The 21,320-nt window shown below is 68.1% G+C and carries 17 protein-coding genes; 4 read left to right on the top strand and 13 right to left on the bottom strand.

Annotated elements, in window-relative coordinates:
* Nucleotides 1–40: 40 nt before the first annotated feature.
* Nucleotides 41–1,351 carry an extracellular solute-binding protein gene (locus BM287_RS09995; RefSeq protein ID WP_090038700.1) on the bottom strand — a complete coding sequence of 437 codons (1,311 nt, stop codon included), beginning with the start codon at nucleotides 1,349–1,351 and terminating at the stop codon, nucleotides 41–43.
* Between the two features lie 200 nt (nucleotides 1,352–1,551).
* Nucleotides 1,552–2,754, bottom strand: a complete 1,203-nt coding sequence (locus tag BM287_RS09990) for an ROK family transcriptional regulator (protein WP_090038702.1) — start codon at nucleotides 2,752–2,754, stop codon at nucleotides 1,552–1,554.
* A 194-nt stretch (nucleotides 2,755–2,948) separates the two neighbouring features.
* Here BM287_RS09990 and BM287_RS09985 point away from each other — a divergent pair, with 194 nt between their 5' ends.
* A complete protein-coding gene (locus tag BM287_RS09985; RefSeq protein WP_090038704.1) occupies nucleotides 2,949–3,923 on the top strand; it encodes an acetylxylan esterase in 975 nt (324 codons plus the stop codon).
* 120 nt (nucleotides 3,924–4,043) lie between these two features.
* Here the strand turns inward: BM287_RS09985 and BM287_RS09980 are convergent, their stop codons facing one another.
* The 4 genes from BM287_RS09980 to BM287_RS09965 are packed head-to-tail and all read right to left on the bottom strand — an operon-like array spanning nucleotide 4,044 to nucleotide 9,708.
* Entirely contained in the window at nucleotides 4,044–6,509 is a 2,466-nt protein-coding gene (locus BM287_RS09980; RefSeq protein ID WP_090038706.1) for a beta-xylosidase/alpha-l-arabinosidase, read from the bottom strand.
* Nucleotides 6,506–7,384, bottom strand: a complete 879-nt coding sequence (locus BM287_RS09975; protein WP_090038708.1) for a carbohydrate ABC transporter permease — start codon at nucleotides 7,382–7,384, stop codon at nucleotides 6,506–6,508. The genes BM287_RS09980 and BM287_RS09975 overlap by 4 nt, the downstream gene beginning before the upstream one ends.
* Nucleotides 7,381–8,406 carry a carbohydrate ABC transporter permease gene (locus tag BM287_RS09970; RefSeq protein ID WP_170857503.1) on the bottom strand — a complete coding sequence of 342 codons (1,026 nt, stop codon included), beginning with the start codon at nucleotides 8,404–8,406 and terminating at the stop codon, nucleotides 7,381–7,383. Before BM287_RS09970 ends, BM287_RS09975 begins: the two co-directional genes overlap by 4 nt.
* A 9-nt stretch (nucleotides 8,407–8,415) precedes the next feature.
* Nucleotides 8,416–9,708 carry an ABC transporter substrate-binding protein gene (locus BM287_RS09965; protein ID WP_090038712.1) on the bottom strand — a complete coding sequence of 431 codons (1,293 nt, stop codon included), beginning with the start codon at nucleotides 9,706–9,708 and terminating at the stop codon, nucleotides 8,416–8,418.
* 172 nt (nucleotides 9,709–9,880) lie between these two features.
* Between BM287_RS09965 and BM287_RS09960 the strand changes: the two genes are divergently transcribed.
* Complete coding sequence (locus BM287_RS09960; protein ID WP_090038715.1) at nucleotides 9,881–10,912, top strand: LacI family DNA-binding transcriptional regulator; 1,032 nt, start codon at nucleotides 9,881–9,883, stop codon at nucleotides 10,910–10,912.
* Nucleotides 10,913–10,990: 78 nt separating this feature from the next.
* Here BM287_RS09960 and BM287_RS09955 read toward each other — a convergent pair whose 3' ends face one another.
* The 7 genes from BM287_RS09955 to BM287_RS09925 form a co-directional block, all read right to left on the bottom strand.
* Complete coding sequence (locus BM287_RS09955) at nucleotides 10,991–12,088, bottom strand: Gfo/Idh/MocA family protein (RefSeq protein WP_090038717.1); 1,098 nt, start codon at nucleotides 12,086–12,088, stop codon at nucleotides 10,991–10,993.
* The gene (locus tag BM287_RS09950; RefSeq protein WP_090038719.1) at nucleotides 12,073–12,765 is read right to left on the bottom strand and encodes a ThuA domain-containing protein; all 693 of its coding nucleotides are present in this window, start codon (nucleotides 12,763–12,765) and stop codon (nucleotides 12,073–12,075) included. The genes BM287_RS09955 and BM287_RS09950 overlap by 16 nt, the downstream gene beginning before the upstream one ends.
* A gap of 17 nt (nucleotides 12,766–12,782) precedes the next feature.
* Nucleotides 12,783–13,697, bottom strand: a complete 915-nt coding sequence (locus BM287_RS09945) for a carbohydrate ABC transporter permease (protein ID WP_090038721.1) — start codon at nucleotides 13,695–13,697, stop codon at nucleotides 12,783–12,785.
* Entirely contained in the window at nucleotides 13,697–14,542 is an 846-nt protein-coding gene (locus BM287_RS09940) for a carbohydrate ABC transporter permease (RefSeq protein WP_244528140.1), read from the bottom strand. Before BM287_RS09940 ends, BM287_RS09945 begins: the two co-directional genes overlap by 1 nt.
* Nucleotides 14,543–14,636: 94 nt before the next feature.
* Nucleotides 14,637–15,956 (bottom strand): extracellular solute-binding protein, encoded by a 1,320-nt coding sequence (locus BM287_RS09935; RefSeq protein WP_244528130.1) that lies wholly within the window; start codon nucleotides 15,954–15,956, stop codon nucleotides 14,637–14,639.
* A 51-nt stretch (nucleotides 15,957–16,007) separates the two neighbouring features.
* Nucleotides 16,008–17,201, bottom strand: coding sequence for a Gfo/Idh/MocA family protein (locus BM287_RS09930; RefSeq protein WP_170857502.1), 1,194 nt, complete (start codon nucleotides 17,199–17,201; stop codon nucleotides 16,008–16,010).
* Nucleotides 17,202–17,290: 89 nt separating this feature from the next.
* Nucleotides 17,291–18,322: a LacI family DNA-binding transcriptional regulator gene (locus BM287_RS09925; RefSeq protein WP_090038725.1), complete on the bottom strand. Its 1,032-nt coding sequence runs from the start codon at nucleotides 18,320–18,322 to the stop codon at nucleotides 17,291–17,293.
* Between the two features lie 95 nt (nucleotides 18,323–18,417).
* Here BM287_RS09925 and xylA point away from each other — a divergent pair, with 95 nt between their 5' ends.
* Nucleotides 18,418–19,608, top strand: coding sequence for a xylose isomerase (xylA, locus tag BM287_RS09920; RefSeq protein WP_090038727.1), 1,191 nt, complete (start codon nucleotides 18,418–18,420; stop codon nucleotides 19,606–19,608).
* Nucleotides 19,609–19,719: 111 nt separating this feature from the next.
* The gene (locus BM287_RS09915) at nucleotides 19,720–21,234 is read left to right on the top strand and encodes a xylulokinase (RefSeq protein WP_090038729.1); all 1,515 of its coding nucleotides are present in this window, start codon (nucleotides 19,720–19,722) and stop codon (nucleotides 21,232–21,234) included.
* The last annotated feature ends 86 nt before the right edge of the window (nucleotides 21,235–21,320 follow it).

The raw sequence follows: 21,320 nt of genomic DNA, 5'->3' as shown, positions 1-21,320 counted from the left end.
TCTGTGCGGACTCGATGGTGGGGGGGTGGGGTGGGGTGGGCTACTGGTTGGTGATCTGGGAGACGCCGTCCTGGTACTCGGAGCCGAGCTCCTTGTTCACCGCGGACGGGTCCTTCGTTCCGTTGATGAGCTCCTGCAGGCCGGCGTTCAGCTGGTCGTAGAAGGTCGGCGTGGGCCAGTCGGGGTAGTACGCGATCCCGTCCTCGGCCGTCAGGGCGTTGAAGTTCTGGATGAGCTCCTTCGACTTCGGGTCGGTGATCTCACTGGCCTTCGCCGCGACGGGCACGCCGCCGTTGTTCCCCATCAGCGCCTGGATCTTGTCCGACATGGTGATGTCGATGAACTTCTCGGCGAGACCCTTGTTCTTGGCCTTCTCGGGGATGACCCACATGTTGCCGGCCGATCCGGGCGACATCTTCGCGCCCGGGAAGAGGAACGTGCCCCACTGGTAGTTCTTGATGTCCGTCTGGAAGCGGCCGTACCACCAGCTGCCGGAGAAGAAGATCGGGTACTTGCCGGCGATGAACGCGGTGCCCGCGTCCTCTGCCTTCAGACCGGACGCATCCTTGGAGATGTAGCCCTTCTTCACCCAGTCGTCGATCGTGTTGGTCGCGTACGTGACCTGGCTGCCGTCCCAGTTCACCTTGTGCTTGTAGAGCTGGTAGTCGTTCACCCAGGAGCGGTCCGCCTTGGTCAGCGCCAGCTGGTACCAGAGCTGGCCGAGCGGGTACTCCGCGGCCGACTCCGCCATCGGGGTGATGCCGGCGTCCTTGAACTTCTGGAGAGCGGCGACGAACTCGTCCTGCGTCTTCGGCACCTGGATGCCGTACTTCGCGAACATGTCCTTGTTGTAGTAGACCTCGACGTACTCGCCGTAGTTCGGGACGCCGTACCAGGTTCCGGAGGCGCCCATGATGCCCTTGTCGTCATAGCGGGCCGTGGTCTGGAGGCTCGGGGTGAGCTTCTTGTCCCAACCGTACTTCTTGACGGCGTCGTCGAGGTTGGTGAGCAGGCCCTGGCTGGCGAGGAGGCCGGCGGTGGCGTTGCCCTTGTTGTACTCGAGGATGTCGGGGGCCTGGTTGGAGTTCAGGACCTGGGATGCGGTCGAGCGGATCTGCTCGAAGGCCTTCGCCTCGAACTTGACCTTCGCCCCGGTCTGGGTCTCGAACTCCTTGATGGCTTCGTTCCAGGCCTTGCCCATGGCGGAGTCTTCGCCCTCGTAGTGCCACAGCGTGAGGGTCTTGCCCTTGCCGTCTGTGCTGTCGGACGACGTGCCGGTGCTGGAGCATCCGGCGAGCAGCAGCGCACCGGCGGCCAGAACGGCGCCGATTGCGAGGTGCCTCTTGCGCATCTGTTACCTCCTTGTAGTGGAGTGGACAGGCGTCTGCAGGCCCCGCAGCCACTCCGATGCAATTTGTTGACGATCACAACATAAACGACGGGCGAGCGGATTGCAAGCGCAATTCAAAGATGCAGTCCGGCATGTTTATTGGGCGCGAGAGTTAGTTCATGCCGACAACATTCGACATGCGAATGCGGCCGGACTGCGTTTCAGGCCGCGGCCAGTGCGCGAGCGGGATCCGCGATGAGCTCCGCGAAGACCAGCTCGGCCGCGCCGATGATCAGCTGGTCCGCGGCGAGCTCCGCTTCGCTGACCGTCACGCCGTCGCGCGTCGAGTGGATGACCTCGGCCAGCAGCTCAGGCGCGCCATGCGCGCGCCCTCCCCGGTACAGCGCGGCGAGGAACCCGCCGAGCACCACCACCGAGGGGTTGAACACGTTGACGGCGTTGCGCACGGCGATCTGAAGGAGGCCGTAGTCCCGCTCGATGACCGCGAGCGCCACGGGGTCGCCGGTCGCGACGAGCCGGTCCGCCAAGACGCCGGCTTCGGCCGACGCCAGTCCGACGGACGACAGCAGTTCCGCCTGGGTGACCTCCGCCTCCAGGCACCCGCTCGATCCGCATGAGCAGTGCCGGCCGTCGCTGAGGACGAAGGTGTGCCCGAACTCGCCCGCGTAGCCGGCCGCTCCGGTCAGCAGGCGGCCCCCGCCGATCACCCCGCCGCCGATGCCGGACGCTCCGCCGATCATGTACACGAGGTCGTCGATACCCCGGCCCGCGCCGAACGCGCTCTCGGCCCGGAGGCCCAGCACGGCCGCGTTCGCCGCCCAGACCCGGTACCCGGTCGCCTCCGCGAGCATCGCGGCGAGCGGTTCATCCACCCAGCCGAAGTGCGTCGCCTCCCGGACCATCCCGTCCGAGAGCCGCACCTGCCCGGGGACGGCGACCCCGATCCCGGTGACACGGATGCCCGTCTCGCCGGCCAGCATCCCCGCGATCCCGGCCGCAGCGAGCGTCACGGTCTCGGCGGCGGATCGCGCGGAGGCCGTCTCGATGCGGACCCGCTTGAGCACCCGGCCGCCGAGGCCGACGAGTCCGACGATCACCGCATCCACCTCGGGGTTCACAGCAACGGCGACGACGCTGTCCGACACCCGTACGACGGGACTCGGCCGGCCGGCGCGGCCCCCGCCGGGAGTCTCATCCACGTCGACCAGGCCGAGTCCGGCCAGCTCGGCGACGAGATCGCCGACGGTCGAGCGGTTGAGCCCGGTCAGCCGCGTGAGCTCGCTGCGCGACAGCGCGCCGTCCCGGTGGACGAGACCGAGCACGGTCGCGAGGTTGCTGCGGCGCAGCGCGTCGGTGGCGCCGCCGGTGGCGGGCCGGACGGTGCTCAGGTCGGATGCGGACATGCCTCGACCATAACTTGTCCTCCCCCCGCTCCCGCCGCTCCCGCCCCTCCGCCCCGCGCCCCACCATCGAGTCCGCACAGACTGCACGCCCTGGCGGCGCGTCGCGTGCAGTCTTCGCGGACTCGACGGTGGGGCGGGACCACGGATCGGGGCGGGCGCGAGCACGGGTGTATCGGCTGTGCCAGAATGCTGCGATGCCGCTCACCGATCTCACCCACGCCGAACTGCTGACCTTCCGTCCGGAGGTGGACGAGCCCGCCGACTTCGACGCGTTCTGGGAGCGGAGCATCGCCGAGGCGCGAGCCGCGGGCGGCGTCCCGGAGCTGACCCCGGCCGACTCTGCCGTCACGCAACTGATCATCGACGACCTCGTATTCCCCGGTTTCGGCGGCGAGCCGGTGCGCGCGTGGGTGTCCCGCCCACTGCATGCGGAGGGGCCGCTTCCGGCGGTCGTCCAGTTCCAGGGCTACGGCGGCGGCCGGGGCCTGGCCGGCGAGAACGTCGCGTGGGCGCTCGCCGGCTACGTGCACGTGTTCGTGGACACCCGCGGACAGGGCAGTGCCTGGGGCACCGGCGGGGACACGCCGGACCCCCACGGCTCGGGGCCGGCGACTCCCGGGGTCATGACCCGCGGCATCCACTCGCCGGACGCGTATTACTACCGGCGCGTGTTCACGGATGCGGTCCGCGCCGTGGACGCGACCCGGGGGCTTCCCTTCGTGGACGCCGACCGGATCGCGGTCGCCGGCGGCAGCCAGGGCGGCGGGATCGCGCTGGCCGCGGGTGCCCTCGCGGGCGGCGTCGCGGCCGTGATGCCCGACGTCGCCTTCCTGTGCGCCTTCCGCCGTGGTGCGGAGATCGCCATCGGCGGGCCGTACCTGGAGCTCGCCACCTACCTCTCCGTGCACCGGGATGCGGTGGCGGACGTGTTCGGGACGCTGTCGTACTTCGACGGGGTCAACTTCGCCCGCCGCATCCACGCACCCTCGCTGTTCTCGGTCGCGCTGATGGACACGGTGGTCCCGCCCTCGACGACCTTCGCGGCGTACAACCACCTGGCCGCCGAGGATCGCGCGATCGAGGTCTACCCGTTCAACGACCATGAGGGAGGCGGCGCCGCCCAGTGGCGCGCCCAGGCCGCCTGGCTGGCGGAGCGCTTCGCGCGCTGACCCGCAGATTCGTGACGAATGTCGATTCCCCGTCACGGAAAGCGGCGATTCGTCACGAATCCCTGTGCCCGCCTCACGCCGGGCCCGCCTCACGCGGGCCCGCCTCACGCCGGGCCCGCCTCACGCCGGGACGCTCGCGAACGTGTCCCGGCGAACGCCGACCAGACGCAGGTCGGCGGTCGTGACGGGATACACCTCGCCCGTGATCGCCATCCGTGCACGAGCGGTGGAGGTGCCGGCGAGCCGTCGCGATCCGGCCTGCTTCCTGCTGACGATCGCGCCTCCGGTCGTCCCCTCGTCGCCTGGCGCGATCGCGGAGGCCGCGACGTGGGAGGCGACCCACACATCGACGTCGCCGGGCTCGATCACCTTGACCATCCGCCGATCGGTGAACGCGAACCGGGTCGTCGGCACCGAGAAGGTCAGACGGGCTGATTCCCCGGGGTCGAGCTCGACCCGAGCGTAGCCGAGCAGTTGCGCGACCGGACGGGTGACCGTCGCGTGAAGGTCGCGGCCGTACAGCTGGACGACGTCGGCTCCGGCCAGGCCGCCGGTGTTGGTCACCGTGACCTCGACGGCGAACGATGCGCCGGCGACGACAGCCGGCTCGACGACGAGGTCGGTGTAGTCGAACGTCGTATACGACAGGCCGTATCCGAAGGGCAGCACCGGCGTGGAGTCGGCCGCCGTCACATCCGACGGGCCGCCCAGGATCGGGTGCAGATACGAATACGGCTGTGCTCCGGCCGAGCGAGGCATGGAGACGGGCAGGCGTCCCGAAGGGTTGACCGCGCCCGCGATGACATCCGCGATCGCGAGACCGCCGCCCTCTCCCGGGAAGAACGACTGGAGCACCGCACCGGGAGCGGCGGCTCCGCCCTCCAGCGCCCAGCCGATCGCATACGGCCGGCCTGTCAGCAGCACCATGACCACGGGGGTGCCGGTGGCGACCACCGCCTCCACGAGCCGGCGCTGCAGGCCGGGCAGTTCCAGCGACTCGGAGTCGTTGCCCTCACCCACGGTGCCCCGGCCGAAGAGTCCGGCCTGGTCGCCGACGACGACGATCGCGAGTTGGGCCGACGCGGCCACGGACACGGCCCCCGCCAAGCCGGAATCGTCGTCGTCGTCGACGGCGCAGCCTTCCGCGTACACGAACTCCGGCACCGGCAGGCCCTGCGCCTCGAATGCGCCCGGGAGCGACTCGAACACCGTCGGGATCTCGAAGCCCAGAACGAGGTCGGGGTGATCGGCGAGGACGTGATTCGCAAAGGCGTAGCAGCCTTGGAGGGCCTCGGCGCGATGCGCGTTCGGTCCGATGACGGCGACGCGCGAAAGCGGAGTCGGCCGGCCGGCGACCGGCAGCACGCCGTCGTTCGTGAGCAGCACCACGGATTCCTCGGCGAGACGACGGGCGAGTCGCCGATGCGTCGGCGAGTCGAGATCGACGTCGATCGGAGGCTCGTCCTCGTAGACGTCCTCTTCCAGGAGCCCGAGATCCTCCTTCTGGGCGAGCGCGCGAAGCACCGCCCTGTCGACGAAGGCCTCGTCGAACTCACCGGACCGGATGCGGTCGGCGAGCGGTCGCAGGTAGGCGTCGCCCGTCGGGAGTTCGATGTCGATGCCGGCCTCGAGCGCCGACGCGGCCGCCTCGCCCCGGTCGGCGGCGACCGCGTGCATCACCTCGAGAAAGGCGACCGCGAAGTAGTCGGCCACCACGACGCCGTCGAATCCCAGCGTTTCCCGCAGCAGCCCGGTGAGATAGCCGGCGTTGGCCGCTATCGGAACGCCGTCGACCTCGGCGTACGAGTTCATCACCGACTTCGCCCCGCCGTCGATGATCGCCATCTCGAACGGTGGGAGGAACACGTCGGCGATCTCGCGCCGGCCGGCGTTCACGGGTGCGTGGTTGCGTCCCGCGCGCGAGCCCGAATAGCCGAGGAAGTGTTTCAGGGTTGCGTGGATTCCCGCATCCTGCAGCCCGCGCACATAGGCCGTGCCGACCGTGCCGACCAGATAGGGGTCCTCGCCGATGCACTCGTCCACGCGGCCCCAGCGCGGGTCGCGTATGACGTCGAGCACCGGTGCCAGGCCCTGGTGGATGCCGAGTTCCCTCATCGAGCCGCCGATGGCCGATCCCATCTCCTGCACCAGCTCCGGGTCGAACGAGGCGCCCCAGGCGAGTGGAGTGGGAAAGGTCGCCGCCTTCCAGGCCGCCAGTCCGGTCAGGCACTCTTCGTGCACCAGCGCCGGGATGCCCAACCGGGTCTCGCGCTTGAGCCGGCGCTGCTCATCCCACAGCCAGCGAGCACGTTCCGCGGCGTCGACCGGCCGGGTGCCGTACACGCGGGTGTAATGGCCGATTCCCTGACGCGTCACGTCGGCGAGGTCGGTGGGAACTCCCTGCGCCGCCGCCATCTCGCTCTGCATCGGCGCGACGACCCCGTTCTGATCGAGCCAGTATCCGACGAGCTGCGCGAGCTTCTCATCGAGGGTCATCCGGGCATGGAGCGCACGCACGCGCTCCGAGACCTGCGGGAAGGCGGGGATGGCGGGGGCGAGAGGATCATCGCTCTCGTGCAGGCTCATCCTTTGACCGCTCCCGTCAGTCCGCCGACGATGCGCCGTTGGAACAGCGCGAAGAAGATGAGCGCCGGGATCATCGAGAGCGACGTGAACGCCAGGACCTTCGCTGTGTCCACCGAATATTGCGACGAGAACGCCTGGACACCGAGCGGAAGGGTGAAGGTGGACTGATCGTTCAGGATGAACAACGGCAGCAGGTAGCCGTTCCAACTGCCGATGAACGCGAGGATGCCCGTCGTCACCACCCCCGGAATCGAGAGCGGGACGATCATGCGGAAGAAGAATCCGAGCCGGCTTGCGCCATCGATCGACGCGGCCTCTTCGAGCTCGAGCGGGATCGCTTTGAGGAACGGCACCAGGATGATGATCGTCGTCGGCAGGCCGAACGCGATCTGGGGGACGATGACGCCGGCCAGACTGTTCGACAGCCCCAGATCCCTGACCAGGATGTAGAGAGGCGTGATCGCCACGGTCATCGGGAACATGAGACCGGCCGCGAAGAGGGCGTACATCGCCCCGCGCCCACCGAACTCGTAGCGGGCGAGAACGTAGCTCACCATGAGGCCGAGCACGACCACTCCGGCAGTCGTCGAGATTCCGACGATCAGCGAGTTTCCGATCTCCTGCCAGAAAGTCGTGCTGGTGAGGACGTCGAGGTAGTGCTGCACCTGCCACGGATTCGGGAGGCCGGACGGCGAGGCCGTGATCTGCGAATTCGTGCGAAAGCCGCCGAGCACGATGTACAGCACCGGGGCCAGACAGATCGCGATGAACACGAGCGCCACGAAGTACGTCACCGGGTTGCCCCACCGACGCTCGGACGGCACCCCCCTCCTGAGCCGCTGAGGCGCCGGACTGAGTTTCGCTGCTACGGTCATCGCTTCTTTCCTTCGGTGAGAGCCCCCGCCATGTCGCGCCGCAGCACGAATCGCTGATAGATCAGGGCGACGACGAGCGTGATCGCGAACATGACGACGGCGACGGCGTTGCCGAAGCCGTAGTTGCCGGAGCCTCGGCCATTGGCGACCATGTACGTCGCCATCGTCGAGGTCCCCGCCGTCGACGCGACGTACTGACCCCAGATGATGTAGACGAGGTCGAAGAGCTGGAGGGAGCCGATGATCGAAAGGAACGCCCAGATGCGGATCGTCGGTCCGAGGAGCGGAAGCGTGATCCGCCGTTGGGTCTGCCAGTAGCTCGCACCGTCGATCGCCGCCGCCTCGAAGAGCTCTTCGGGGATGCTCTGCATCCCGGCGAGGAAGAGGATGACCGCGAACCCGATGTACTTCCACGAGATGATCAGCATCAACGACCAGATCGCGATCTTCGGGTCGGAAAGCCAGTCGGCGCGGAAAGCGCCCAATCCGATGTGCTGGAGCAGGTCGTTGACGGCACCGCTCGTCTGGAGCATCAGGCTCCAGCCGGTGCCGACGATGACCTCCGAGATCACGTAGGGAACGAAGATCAGCACGCGGATGATGGTGCGCCCGCGCATCTTCTGGTTCAGCAGGAGCGCCAAGACGATGGCGACCGGCCCCTGCAGCACCAGCGACAGCACGACGATGATGCCGTTGTGCAACAGGACCTCATGGAAGGCCTTGTCGGTGAAGATGATCACGTAGTTGTTCAGGCCGACGAAGTCGGTCGGGAGACCGAACCCCTTCCACTTGAAGAAGCCGTAGTAGGCGGCCATGACGACCGGGAAGATCACGAACGCCAGGAACATGACGATCGCCGGGCCGGCCAGGACCGTGATCTCGAACCTCTTGCGCCAATCGGCGGGCCGCTTGGGCCGCGGTCCGGTCGAGGACGACGCGCGCGGCGCATCGCCCCCGACCGTCCGCGAGCCCGGCATCGGCGCCCTGTCTTCCAACAGGGGCGCATCCAGGGAGCTGGTCATGATCGCGAGTTATCCCTTGGCCGCGGCCTGGTCGACTCCGTTGATGATGTCGGCAGCCGAGCCCTTGGCGGCGAGCAGATTCACGACACCACTGTTCATCGCGTTCCCGACGTTCTGGCCGAGAAGCGTGTCGAGGAACTGCGCCATGAACTTCGTCTTGTTGTAGGCGTTCAGCTCCGACGTGGTGACGTCGTCCGTGATGACGCCCTGAGCGTCCTTGTTGACGGGGATCGCATTGAAGGCCTTGTAGTTGGCTTCTTGCACGGACTTCGTCGTCATGTAGTTCAGGAACGCGGTGCATTCCTTCTTCGGAGCTTTCGCCGAGCAGGAGTACCCGCCGATTCCGCCCATCATCGCGCTGGGGTCTCCGGCGCCGCCCGGGATGCTCGGGAACGGGAACCATCCGAGATCCGGCAGCGGCTTCTGGTCCGGCGTGAGCGAAGCGATCACTCCCGGATCCCATCCGCCCATGAGCTCCATCGCCGCCTTGTGGTTCGCGATGAGACCGGCGGAGCTTCCCGCGCCCTGCTGAGCCGGCGTGGTGAGGAAGCCATCGTTGAACGGAGTGGTGTCGTTGAACGCCTTGAGGTCCTCGCCCGCCTTCGTCCAGCACCTGTCGGTGAACTTCAGCGACGCGGCAGACTTCTCGATGGTCGACTCGCTGCACTCGCGGAGCGCGAAGTTGTAATACCAGTGGGCGGCCGGCCAGGCGTCCTTCGCGCCGACGGCGACGGGCGCCACGCCGGTCGCTTTCAGTTTGGCGATGTCCGCGTTCAGCTCGTCCATCGTCGCGGGCGGCGAGGCGATGCCCGCGGCCGCGAAGAGGTCCTTGCTGTAGAAGATGCCCTCGGGGTTCACGTTGACCGGCATCGCGTAGATCTTGCCCTGGTACGAATTGCCCTTGAGCACGCCCTCGCTCACGGCTGCCTTCGTTGCAGAATCGATGGAGTCGGTGATGTCCATCAGCTGGCCGGCGTCGGCCATCGCGTTCATCTTGCCGCCGCCGCGCTGCAGGAAGATGTCCGGAGCGGACCCCGAATTGAGGGCGGTCTGGAGCTTTCCGTCGAGATCTTCGTTCTGAACGGTCTGCAGCGTGATCGTCACATTCGGGTTGGCCTTCTCGAAGTCGGCGATCGTCTTGAGCCAGAACGCCTTGCCGGGACCGGTGGTCGAGTTGTCCCAGAAGGTCATCGTCACCTTCCCGTCGGCCGCCGTGCTGCCACCGCCGCTGCAACCCGTTGCGAGCAGCGCGGTACTCGCGACGATGGCGAGCGCGCTCGCGATTCGAATTTTCCTCTTCATTGTGGAAACTCCTTGGTAGTGAGTGAAGACGCGGGACAATCCCTGTCGCGAAGTACACCCTCGCATCGGCAAATGTTGTTTGTCAATCGATATCGACAACGATATCGATAACGATTTCAAAAACGTTGTCGATATCGATGTCCAGTGCATCGGCGAGAGGTAGGCTGGCACTATGTCTGCGATCGACGCTCCCGCCCCGTCGCCCGGGCGGGCCACGATCAGCGACGTCGCCCGAGCGGCCGGCGTCTCCGTTCCCACGGTGTCCAAGGTGGTCAACGGACGGTACGGCGTCGCCCCCGCGACATCGAAGCGCGTCATGGAGGTCGTCGAGGCGCTCGGCTACGAGACCTCCCTCGTGGCGAGCAGTCTGCGCCGGCAGAGCACCAACGTGATCGGGATCCTGGTGGCCGAGTTCGAGTCGTTCTCCGTCGAACTCCTCAAAGGCGCGTCCTCGGCGGCCGCGAAGGCCGGATACGAGCTCCTCGCGTACTCCGGCCGCGGCGCCGGCAACGGCCAGGTCGGGTGGGAGCGGCGCTCGTTGTCCCGGCTGGCCGGCACGCTGATCGACGGCGCGATCATCGTGACGCCGACCGTGCTCATTCCGACCACGTCCATCCCGGTGATCGCCATCGATCCGCACACGGGCAACGGCGGGCCATCGACCATCGACTCGGACAACTTCGGCGGAGCGCGGGCGGCGACGCAGCATCTCATCGACCTGGGGCATCGCCGCATCGCCCACATGCGCGGGCGCAGCGATCTCGCGTCCGCGCAACTGCGCGAAGACGGCTACCGGGAGTCGCTCGGCGAGGCCGGCATCCCGTTCGACCAGGCGCTGGTTCTGGACGGCGGCTACCAGACGGCGCAGTCCGCTCAAGCGGCCGAAGACCTCCTGAGCCGCGCCGACCGGCCGACGGCGGTGTTCGCCGCGAACGACATGTCCGCGCTCGGCGTGCTGCAGGCGGCGCGCGAACTCGGGTTGCGCGTCCCGGAAGACCTCTCGGTGATCGGCTTCGACGACATCCCCGAGGCCTCGACCTCCACTCCGCCGCTGACGACGCTCGCCCAGCCGCTCCAAGACATCGGCGCGCAAGCTCTGCAGATGCTCCTCGAGCTGCTCGCCGGACACGAGGTTCCCAGCCGGGTGCGCCTCCCCGCCGAACTCATCGTTCGCGGGAGCACCGGGCCGGCGCCCGGCCGCTGAGCGTCCCTCCTCAGGTCGCGTGGCGGACGAGTGCGGTCGCGGAAGCCCGCGACCGCACTCGTCGCATCACGGCCCCGATCACCAGGATTCCGGGCGCGCCCCGAATCCCACCGCATCCGGCCGCTCGACCGTCGACGTCAGGGTCACGACCTCGTGCGTCGTGCCGGAGCGGATGATCGACTCCATGATCTCCAGCACGTGGAAGGCCAGCTCACCGGATGCGCGGTGCGGCCGACCGGTCTCGATCGCGCGCGCGAGGTCCGCGAGCCCGACGCCGCGGCCGGCGTCCGCATAGCCTGCCGACACCGGAACGTCCCGCCAGGTGCGATCGGACGCGGTGGCGATCGCCACGGTGTCCGAGAAGCGGTTGGGGTCGGGAACAGAGATGCTGCCGCCCGTGCCGTAGACCTCGAACAGCGGAACGCGGGTCTCCCACACCTCGAACGAGACGGTAACGGTCGAGATCACGCCGTTCGCGTGCTCGAGGATCGCCGTCACATGCGTGTCCACGTCGACCGGGATCGGTGTCCCGGCCAGCGGGCCGGTCGCCACGGTGCGCTCGCGCGACGAACGGCCGACGGCTCCCGACACCCGCACGACGGGACCGAAGAACGTGACGAGGCTCGTGAGGTAGTACGGCCCCATGTCGAAGAGCGGTCCGCCGCCCGGCTGGTAGTAGAACGCGGGCGACGGATGCCACAGCTCGTGTCCCGGTGCGCTCCAGGCCACGGCCGCCGCGACCGGAGAGCCGATGCGTCCCTCGTCGAGCAGTGCGCGCGCGGTTTGGATGCCGGTGCCGAGCACGGTGTCGGGCGCGCTGCCCACGCGCAGCCCGGCCTGGGCCGCGCGAGCGAGCACGGGCGCCGCATCGGCTGTGGCCAGTGCAAGAGGTTTCTCGCCGTAGACGTGCTTGCCGGCGTCCAGCGCACGCAGGGCGATCTCGGTGTGCGCGGAGGGGATCGTGAGGTTGAGCACCGCGTGGATGCGCGGGTCGGCGAGCAGCGCATCCACACTCATCGACTCGACGCCCTGATCGCGCGCGACTGCCGCCGCGCGGTCCAGGTCGAGATCGGCGACGGCGGTCAACGACAGGTTCGGCAGCTTCGGGAACTCCTCCAGATACTGCTGACTGATGTTGCCGACTCCGACGATGCCGACGTTCAGCGTGCTGCCCACAGGAGGCCCCTTTCGATGATGGTGCGGACGTTCGGGTCTTCGACGATCTCGAGACGATGACCGGGAGCGGAGACGAAGATGCGGCCCTTGCCCCACTGGCGCGTCCAGATGGCCGGTGCCGTGACCGGCCGGTTCCAGGCATCCCACGGCCGCGCCTCTTGTGTCGTGGTCGCGAGCACGTCGTTGTATTCGTCGCTGAGCACCCAGTACTGCTCGGTGACGAGGTCGAAGTCCTCGATGCCCGCGGTGATCGGATGCGTCCTGCCCAGGTCGGTGATGTGCACCGTGTAAGGAATGTAGTTGTCGGACTGTTCGCCGGTGCGCTCGGCGGGATCCTTGCCCGCGTGGTGCGCGAACTGGCCGCCGATCATATGCAGATAGTCGGCGTTGGCCCGGTACGAGTCGGCGATGCCGCCGTGCCAGCCGCCCATGCCCGTGCCGTTGAGCACGGCACGTTGCAGGCCCGCGAACTCATCCGGCTCGATCGTGTTCATCGTGTTGATCTGCACGATGAGATCGACCGTGTCCATGAAGCCGGCGTCGGTGTAGATGGCCGGCGACTCCTCCACCCGCACTCGGAAGCCGTTCGCCTCCAAGAACGGGATGAAGAGCTCGGTGGTCTCGACGGGCATGTGCCCGTCCCATCCTCCGCGCACGACGAGGGCCTGTCTGGTCATGGGTTCCTTTCGGTTGCTCACTTGCTGAACCCGGCCGTCATCCCGGCGATGAGCTGCCGGCGGCCGAAGATGTAGAGGATGAAGATCGGCAACGTCGACAGGACGACCGCCGCGAGGACGGCCGGGACATTCACGCTGAACGACCCCTGGAAGGTCCACAGCGAGAGCGGGAGCACACGCTTGTCGGGACTCTGCGTCAGCACGAGGGGAAAGAGGAATCCGTTCCAGACATTCAGCGCATTGTAGAGCCCCACGGTCACGATCGCCGGCCGGGCGAGCGGGAGCACGAGGGAGAACAGAGTGCGCCAGTCGCTCGAGCCGTCCACCTTCATCGACTCGAACAGCTCCTTGGGGATGTCGCGGATGAAGTTCGAGAGGATGAGCACCGTCACCGGAACCGCGAAACCGATCGACGGCAGGATCAGCGCCGCCAGGCTGTCGTACAGACCGGCCTTGGACAGCATGTAGAACAACGGGATGATCGTGGCCGGAACCGGGATCGCCAGCCCGAGCAGCAGGAACGAGAACGAGGCGCGGGTGAACCTGGTCTGCGACCGCACGATCGCGTACGCCGCCATGATGCAGACGAACACGACGACGACGACACTGACCACCGTGATGATCACCGAGTTGGCGAGGTAGAGGAAGAAGTCGCTCTGCAGCACCAGCGCGTATCCGTCGAGAGTCGGGGCGAGGGGCGGGATGAGCTGGTTGCTCGAGAAGAACCCGGCCTGAGGTCGCACGCTCGTGATCACGATGTAGTAGATCGGGATCACGATGATCGCGAGCCAGATCCACGCTCCGGCCCCGCCGAGCCAGTTGGGCCTCTGGCCCGCGCGTCGGGTGCGGCCGGCACGAACGGCGCGTTCGCGCGGCTTTCCGCCCGCAGCCGCCGCCACGTCCGCATCGACGGTGTCGATCGTCTGCGACATCAGAGGCCCTCCTGCTGGCTGGTCATCCTGGTGAAACCGCTGAGCTTGGTCAGCAGCAGGGCGATCGCCAAGCCGATGATCACCAGGATCATGGCCATCACACTCGCCTGACCGAACTGGCTGGCCGAGAACCCGGTGACGTACATCAGGATCGGCAGGATGCGGATCCCGGAGCTCGGCACACCGCCCGTGAGCACGAAGATCACGTCGAAATAGGTCAGGGACCCGACGATCATCAGCGTCGACGACGTGACGATCGTGTAGCGGAGCTGCGGCAGGGTGATATTGAAGAACTGCTTGACGCGGCCGGCGCCGTCGATCTCGGCCGCCTCGTACAGCGAGGCCGGGATCTGCCGCACACCGCCTTGATACAGCAGCGTGTGGAACGGCACGAACTGCCACGCGATGATGAAGATCACCACGTAGAGGATGAGCTGTTGATTGCCCAGCCAGTCCTGTTTGAGGAAGGGGATTCCGAGAGACGCCGACAGCCCGAAGTTCGGGTCGAGAATCGCCTTGAACGCGATGGCGACCGCTGCCGACGAGAGGATCAGCGGCAGGAAGAAGATCGCGCCGAGGACAGCCCGGCTGCGCTGTCGTCCGGCGGTCCAGGTCCCGAGCAGCAGGCTGATGGGCGTCTGCACGATCCACGAGATGGCGATCACCTTGAGGGTGAGCACCAGAGCGTTGATCGTGACCGGATCGGCGAGCACGCTCGTCCAGTTGGCGAACCCGACCCAGACCGGGTCGCTGATCGCATCCCACTGCGTGAAACTCAGGGAGAGGGCGACGATCAGCGGCACGATCGCGAACACGACGAAGAAGAGCAGGGCGGGCAGCACCATCCAGCCGCCGGGGCCGGAGCGCCGGCGGTCGCCCGCCGTACGTCCGGCCCGGCGGGCGGGCCCGACGGACACAGCTGTCTGGGTCATGAGGTCTCTACTGACCGATCGTCTGGTTCATGTTGTCGGAGAACTGCTTCGGCGTGATCTGCTTGTTGAACAGCTGGTCGAGGTTGGTCAGCAGCGCGGTCGCCTGCGCCGGCGGCAGCGCCTGGTCCCACGACATCTGGAAGTTCTTCGCGTTCTTCGTGAGGCTGTAGACCTTCGAGCCGAAGTCGCCGCCCGATGCGGAGATCTGGCTGTCGATGCCCTGGATCGGCGGCACTTGTCCGGTCTTCACCATCCGGTCGACGTAGCCCTTGTCGAAGACGCCGTCGGTGAGGTACTTGATGGCACTGGCCTGCTGCGCCTTGCTCGCCGCCGAGGAAACGGAGAAGTAGCCGGACGGATTGCCGACGATGTCCGACGGGTCACCCTTGCCGCCGGACACCGCGGGAAATGTCGTGTAGCCGAGGCCGCTCGCGGCGAAGTCGGCCGCCTGCTGCTTGAAGGTCGTCATGACCCACGCGCCCTGCAGCATCATGGCGGCTTTGCCCGTATAGAGCAGCGCCACGTCGGCGTTCGAGTCCGCGGTGACGGAGGCGAAGCCGTCGACGAAGGCTCCCGCATCCACCAACTGCTGGATCATGGTGTTGGCCTTGATGATGCCCGGGTCGCTCCACGCCCCCTTCTCACCCGCCATGACCTTGTTGAACGCCCCGGGACCGGCGACGCGGTCGACGAGATACTCCTCCCACATGAGCGAGGGCCACTTCGACGCACCGGCGAGCGAGAACGGCGCGACACCGGCTGCTTTCAGCTTCGGGATGGCCGCGAGGATGTCGTCCCAGGTCTTGGGCGCCTCCACGTGCGCCTTCGCAAGAACGTCCTTGTTGTAATAGAACATGATCGGCGTGGTCGCGTTCATCGGCACAGCGTAGGTCTTGCCGTCGACGACGCCCTGGCCCCAGACCGAGTCGAGGAACTTGCCCTTGGCGCTCGCGGTCTGGCTGGTGAGGTCGACGACCTTGCCCGCCTTGACATAGGAGTTCAGCGTGCCGCCGGCCCAGCTGTAGATGATGGTGGGCGCGGATCCCGCTCCGACCGCCGTGCGGATCTTGGTCTTGTAGGCGTCGTTCTGGAAGAAGGTGCCTGTGATCTGGTCCTTCGGATTCGCCGGGTTCCAGTCCTTCAGCGAGGGGCCGAGAACAGTGTCCTGATCGGTGCCGGTGAGGCCCCAGAGGGTCGCCCGGTCGCTCCCGCCCGAACCGCTCGGGCCGTTCGAGCAGGCGGTGACGCCCACGAGCACGGCGGCGACGCCGGCGGCGACAGCGGCGGCGCGAAGGGAGCGCCGGCCGGAAGGTTTGCGAAGCATCATTGCGTTCTCTCCTTGATTCGGATGGTGCAGTTCGAGGTGCTGACGGCGGCGTCAGTTCTCGGTCGCCGTCCAGGCACTGCCGGTGGCAGCACTCCGCTCGACGGCGGCCAGCACGCGTTGAACGTGCAGACCGTCGGCGAATGACGGCTCGGGGTCGACCCCGCCGGTGACGGCGTCGACGAAGTCCTTGATCTCGTGCGAGAAGGCATGCTCATAGCCGATGGCGTGTCCGGTAGGCCACCAGTTGGCCATGTACGGATGCTCGGGCTCGGTCACGAGGATGCGCGTGAAGCCCTGCTCGCCCGCAGGGGCTGTGGCGTCGTAGAACTGCAGTTCGTTCATCGATTCGAGATCGAAGGCGATCGCACCACGGGATCCACTCAGTTCCAGACGGAGCGCGTTCTTGCGGCCGGTGGCATACCGGGTGGCCTCGAACGCACCGATCGCGCGGTCGGCGTGGCCACCGGTCAGTCGCGCCGTGAACCAGGCCGCGTCGTCGACGGTGACCTGGCCGCGCTCCTCCGACGCCGTGCCCGAGAGTCCGACCCCCTCGCCGAGCAGCGGGCGCTCATGGACGAAGGTCTCGAGGGTGCCGGTGACGCTCTGCAGCCGGGACCCGGTGAGGTGCTCGACGAGATCGATCGCGTGGGCGCCGATGTCGCCGAGCGAGCCGGAGCCGGCCCGCGCCTTGTCGAGACGCCAGGTCATCGGGCCGTTCTCGTCGGTGAGCCAATCCTGCAGATACAGGGCGCGGACCTGACGGATCTCGCCGAGCCGGCCCTCCTGAACGAGTCGGCGGGCGAAAGCGATCGCGGGAACCCGCCGGTAGCTGAAACCGACCATCGAACGCACGCCGGCCTCGGAGGCGCGCCGAGCGGCCACGACCATCCGTTCCGCCTCCTCGACCGAGTTGGCCAGCGGCTTCTCGCAGAGCACGTGTTTGCCCGCCTCGAGGGCTGCGATCGCGATCTCGGCATGGGAGTCGCCCGGCGAGCAGATGTCGACGATGTCGATCTCCGGATCGTCGATCACCCGGCGCCAGTCGGTCTGGGCGTCCCGCCAGCCGAGCTTGGCCCGCGCATCCTCCACCCGTGCGGCATCGCGGCCGACGATCGTGTGCATGATCGGCTGCGCACCGAGTTCGAAGAACCGAGGAGCGACGCGCCACCCCTGCGAATGCGCTGCTCCCATGAATCCGTAGCCCACCAGGGCGACCCCGAGGGTCGGTTCGGTCGTGCGGATCATGTGGGGCTCCTTCGCGCTGCGTGCCGTCAGACGGTAACGCTGTCGCGAAAGCCCACACAAGTTTCCAGGCCGATATTGGAAAGTTTTCGTCAATCCGGCGGGAGGAGCGGCTCGGAGGTCGAGCGACGGATCACGAGAGAAGTCGCGAGATCGAGCCGAACGCTCTCGACGGTCTCAACGCGCATCCTCAATGCCAGCCGCGTCGCCTCCTCCGCCATTTCGACCAGCGGCTGCCGCACGGTCGTGAGCGGAGGGCCGGCCCAGCGCGCCGGAGGAATGTCGTCGAAGCCCACCACCGACAGTTCGTCCGGGATGCTGAGTCCCAGCCGGCGAGCCGCGTCATACACCCCGAGCGCCTGCATGTCGTTGCCGGCGAAGATCGCCGTCGGCGGGTTCGGCCGGCTCAGCAGACGCAGCGCTTCGCGTTCTCCGTCCTCCTGGGTGAACTCGCCGCCGCCGAACAGCTGGGGGTCGATCGGAATGCCCGCCTCGTCGAGCGCCGAACGATAGCCGGCCACCCTGGCTCGCGAGCACATCAGGTCGTCCGGCCCCGAGATCACGCCGATCCTGCGGTGCCCCAGCTCGACCAGGTGCCTGGTGGCGGCGACACCGCCCGACCAGTTCGTCGCTCCGATCGCCGGCACGTCGGGTGCGGGGTCGCCGGCCGGATCCACCACGACGAAGGGGATGTTGCGGGTGTGGAGCTGCTGTCGGTGCTCGGCGGAGAGATCGGAGAACACGAGCACGACGGCGATCGGTTTGCGCTTCAGGACCCCGGCGATCCACTCCTGGTCCGGTGCGTGGCGGTAGCCTCTCGTGGTGAGCGCCAGCGTCATACCGGCCTCCCTCGCGACCCGCTCGACACCGCGGATGATCTGCAGCGCCCACTCGCTCGCCAGAGACTCGATGACGAGCTCCACGAGCGATCCCGGCTCGCTCTCCGAGCCTCGGCGAGCGTAGCCCGAACGGAAGAGGAGCTCCTCGACGACGCCCCGGGTCCGGGCGGAGACGCCCGGCCGGCCGTTGAGCACCTTGGACACCGTGGACATCGACACGGAGGCCTCCCGGGCGATGCTCTCGAGAGTCGGTCTACTCAGCGTGGGAAATGTTTCGTCCGGCATGAGGTCACGATATCCGCACAGGGTCTTTCGGTCACGCCCCTCGCCTGATAAGTTTATTCACACAACAAATCACCGATGACGTTGAAGGAACCTCCATGAGCCTCACCCCCACCCGCGCCGACAAGTTCTCCTTCGGTCTGTGGACCATCGGCTACAACGGCGCCGACCCGTTCGGCGGGCCGACCCGCCCGCAGCTCGACGTGGTCGAAGCCGTGCACAAGCTCGACGAGCTCGGCGCCTACGGCCTCACCTTCCACGACGACGACCTGTTCGCCTTCGGCTCGACCGACGCCGAGCGTCAGAAGCAGATCGACCGCCTGAAGCAGGCCCTCGCCGACACCGGCATCATCATCCCGATGGTGACCACCAACCTGTTCAGCGCTCCCGTCTTCAAGGACGGCGGCTTCACCTCCAACGACCGTGCCGTCCGTCGCTTCGCGCTGCGCAAGGTGCTCCGCAACCTCGACCTCGCCGCCGAGCTCGGCGCCAAGACCTTCGTCATGTGGGGCGGCCGCGAGGGCGCAGAGTACGACGCCGCCAAAGACATCCGCGCCGCCCTCGAGCGCTACCGCGAGGCCGTCAACCTGCTCGGCGACTACGTCACCGACAAGGGCTACGACATCCGCTTCGCCATCGAGCCGAAGCCGAACGAACCGCGCGGCGACATCCTGCTGCCGACCGTCGGGCACGCTCTCGCCTTCATCTCGTCGCTGGAGCGGCCCGAGCTGGTCGGGCTCAACCCGGAGGTCGGGCACGAGCAGATGGCCGGGCTCAACTTCGCCGCCGGCATCGCGCAGGCGCTCTACCACGACAAGCTCTTCCACATCGACCTCAACGGCCAGCGCGGCATCAAGTACGACCAGGACCTGGTCTTCGGTCACGGCGACCTGCAGAACGCATTCGCTCTCGTCGACCTGCTCGAGAACGGCGGCCCCGACGGCGGCCCGGCTTACAACGGACCGCGCCACTTCGACTACAAGCCGTCCCGCACCGAGGACATCACCGGGGTGTGGGAGTCGGCCGCGGCCAACATGCGCACCTACCTGCTGCTGAAGGAGCGGGCGAAGGCGTTCCGCGCGGACCCCGAGGTGCAGGAGCAGCTGGAGGCGTCCCGCGTGCTCGAGCTGTCGCGTCCGACCCTCGGCGAGGGCGAGTCGTACGACGACCTGCTCGCCGACGGCAGCGCGTACGAGGACTTCGACCCGAGCGTGTACTTCGGCGGCAAGGGCTTCGGTTTCGTCCGCCTGCAGCAGCTCGCGCTCGAGCACCTCCTCGGCGCCCGCTGACCCCTCCCGCCCCTCCCCGCCCCTCTCCCCTCTCCCCGAAGTGCTCGTTGTTGCAGGCCTGACCCGCGTGTCGGCTGCAACAACGAGCACTTCGGCTGAACAAGGAACGACATGACACTCGTCGCCGGGGTCGACTCCTCGACCCAGAGCTGCAAGGTGGTCGTGCGCGACCTCGAGACCGGTGCGCTGGTGCGCTCGGGGCGCGCCGCGCATCCAGAAGGCACGGAGGTGGACCCGGCGGCCTGGTGGACGGCGCTGCAGGAGGCTCTCGCGGCGGCCGGCGGACTGGACGACGTCGCCGCGATCTCGGTCGCCGGCCAGCAGCACGGGATGGTGGTGCTGGATGCGGAGGGCCGCATCATCCGCGACGCCCTGCTCTGGAACGACACCCGCTCGGCCCAGGCCGCCCGCGACCTGATCGAGGAGGTCGGCGCGGCCGAGTACGCCTCCCGCGTCGGCGTGGTGCCCGTCGCGTCCTTCACTGCCACGAAGCTGCGCTGGCTGCGGGATGCGGAGCCCGCGAACGCGGAGCGGGTCGCCGCGGTCGCGCTGCCGCACGACTGGCTGACCTGGCGCCTGCTCGGATACGGCCCGGCCGGCGAGAGCAAGCTGGGACCCGATCTGGAGGCGCTGACCACCGACCGCTCCGACGCGAGCGGGACCGCCTACTGGGGTGCGCGAACGGACGCGTACGACCTCGACCTGTTCGAGCGCGCGCTCGGACGCCCGGGACGCGAAGCGATCGGCGCTGCCGACGCGCATCCCCTCGCCGAGGTGCTCGTTGTCGCAGGCGACACGCCGCACGACCATGCAACGACGAGCACCTCGACGCGGAACGCCGATGCGGTCGTGCTCCCGCGGGTGCTCGGCCCCGCGGAGGCGGCGGGGCGTACGCCGTCGGGGGTGCTCGTCGGCCCCGGCGCCGGCGACAACGCCGGCGCCGCACTCGGCCTCGGGGCCGCGGACGGCGACGTGGTGGTCTCGGTCGGCACCTCCGGCACCGTGTTCGCCGTCACCGAGGCGCCGATCGCCGACGCCTCCGGAACGGTCGCGGGTTTCGCCGACGCCTCCGGCGCCTCCCTCCCCCTGATCGCGACGCTCAACGCGGCGCGCGTGCTCGGCTCGATCGCCCAGCTCCTCTCCGTCGATCACGACGGCCTGTCCGCCCTCGCCCTCTCGGCGGATCCGGGCTCCGCCGGTGTCGTGCTCGTGCCCTACTTCGAGGGCGAGCGAACGCCCAACCTGCCCGACGCCACGGCCAGCATCCACGGCCTCACCCTCGCCTCGACGACGCCCGCGAACCTGGCACGCGCCGCGATCGAAGGGATGCTGTGCGGCCTCGCCGACGGCCTCGACGCCGTGCGCTCGGCCGGGGTGCGCGAGCGGCGCATCCTGCTCATCGGCGGCGCCGCCCAGAACCCCGCCGTGGCGACCGTCGCCGCGCAGGTCTTCGACGCGCCTGTCGAGGTGCCGGCGCCCGGCGAGTACGTCGCCGACGGCGCCGCTGTCCAGGCCGCCTGGACCCTCACCGGCACCCGCCCCGCCTGGACGGTCGAGACCTCCGCCGCCCTCCCCGTGGACACCCGTCCGGTCATCCGAGCCCAGTACGCGCTCGCTCGCCCCTGACCTCGTCCTCACCCACCCCCGCGGGTGACTTCGTCGGTTGATCCGCCGGCACGCCGTGTCAGGGGTCAACCGACTAAGTCACCGCG

It is taken from the genome of Leifsonia sp. CL147 (assembly GCF_900114565.1).
Classification (GTDB): Bacteria; Actinomycetota; Actinomycetes; order Actinomycetales; family Microbacteriaceae; genus Leifsonia.
Note: the sequence above shows the minus strand (reverse complement) of the source record. Positions and strands in the feature narration are given on the sequence as shown.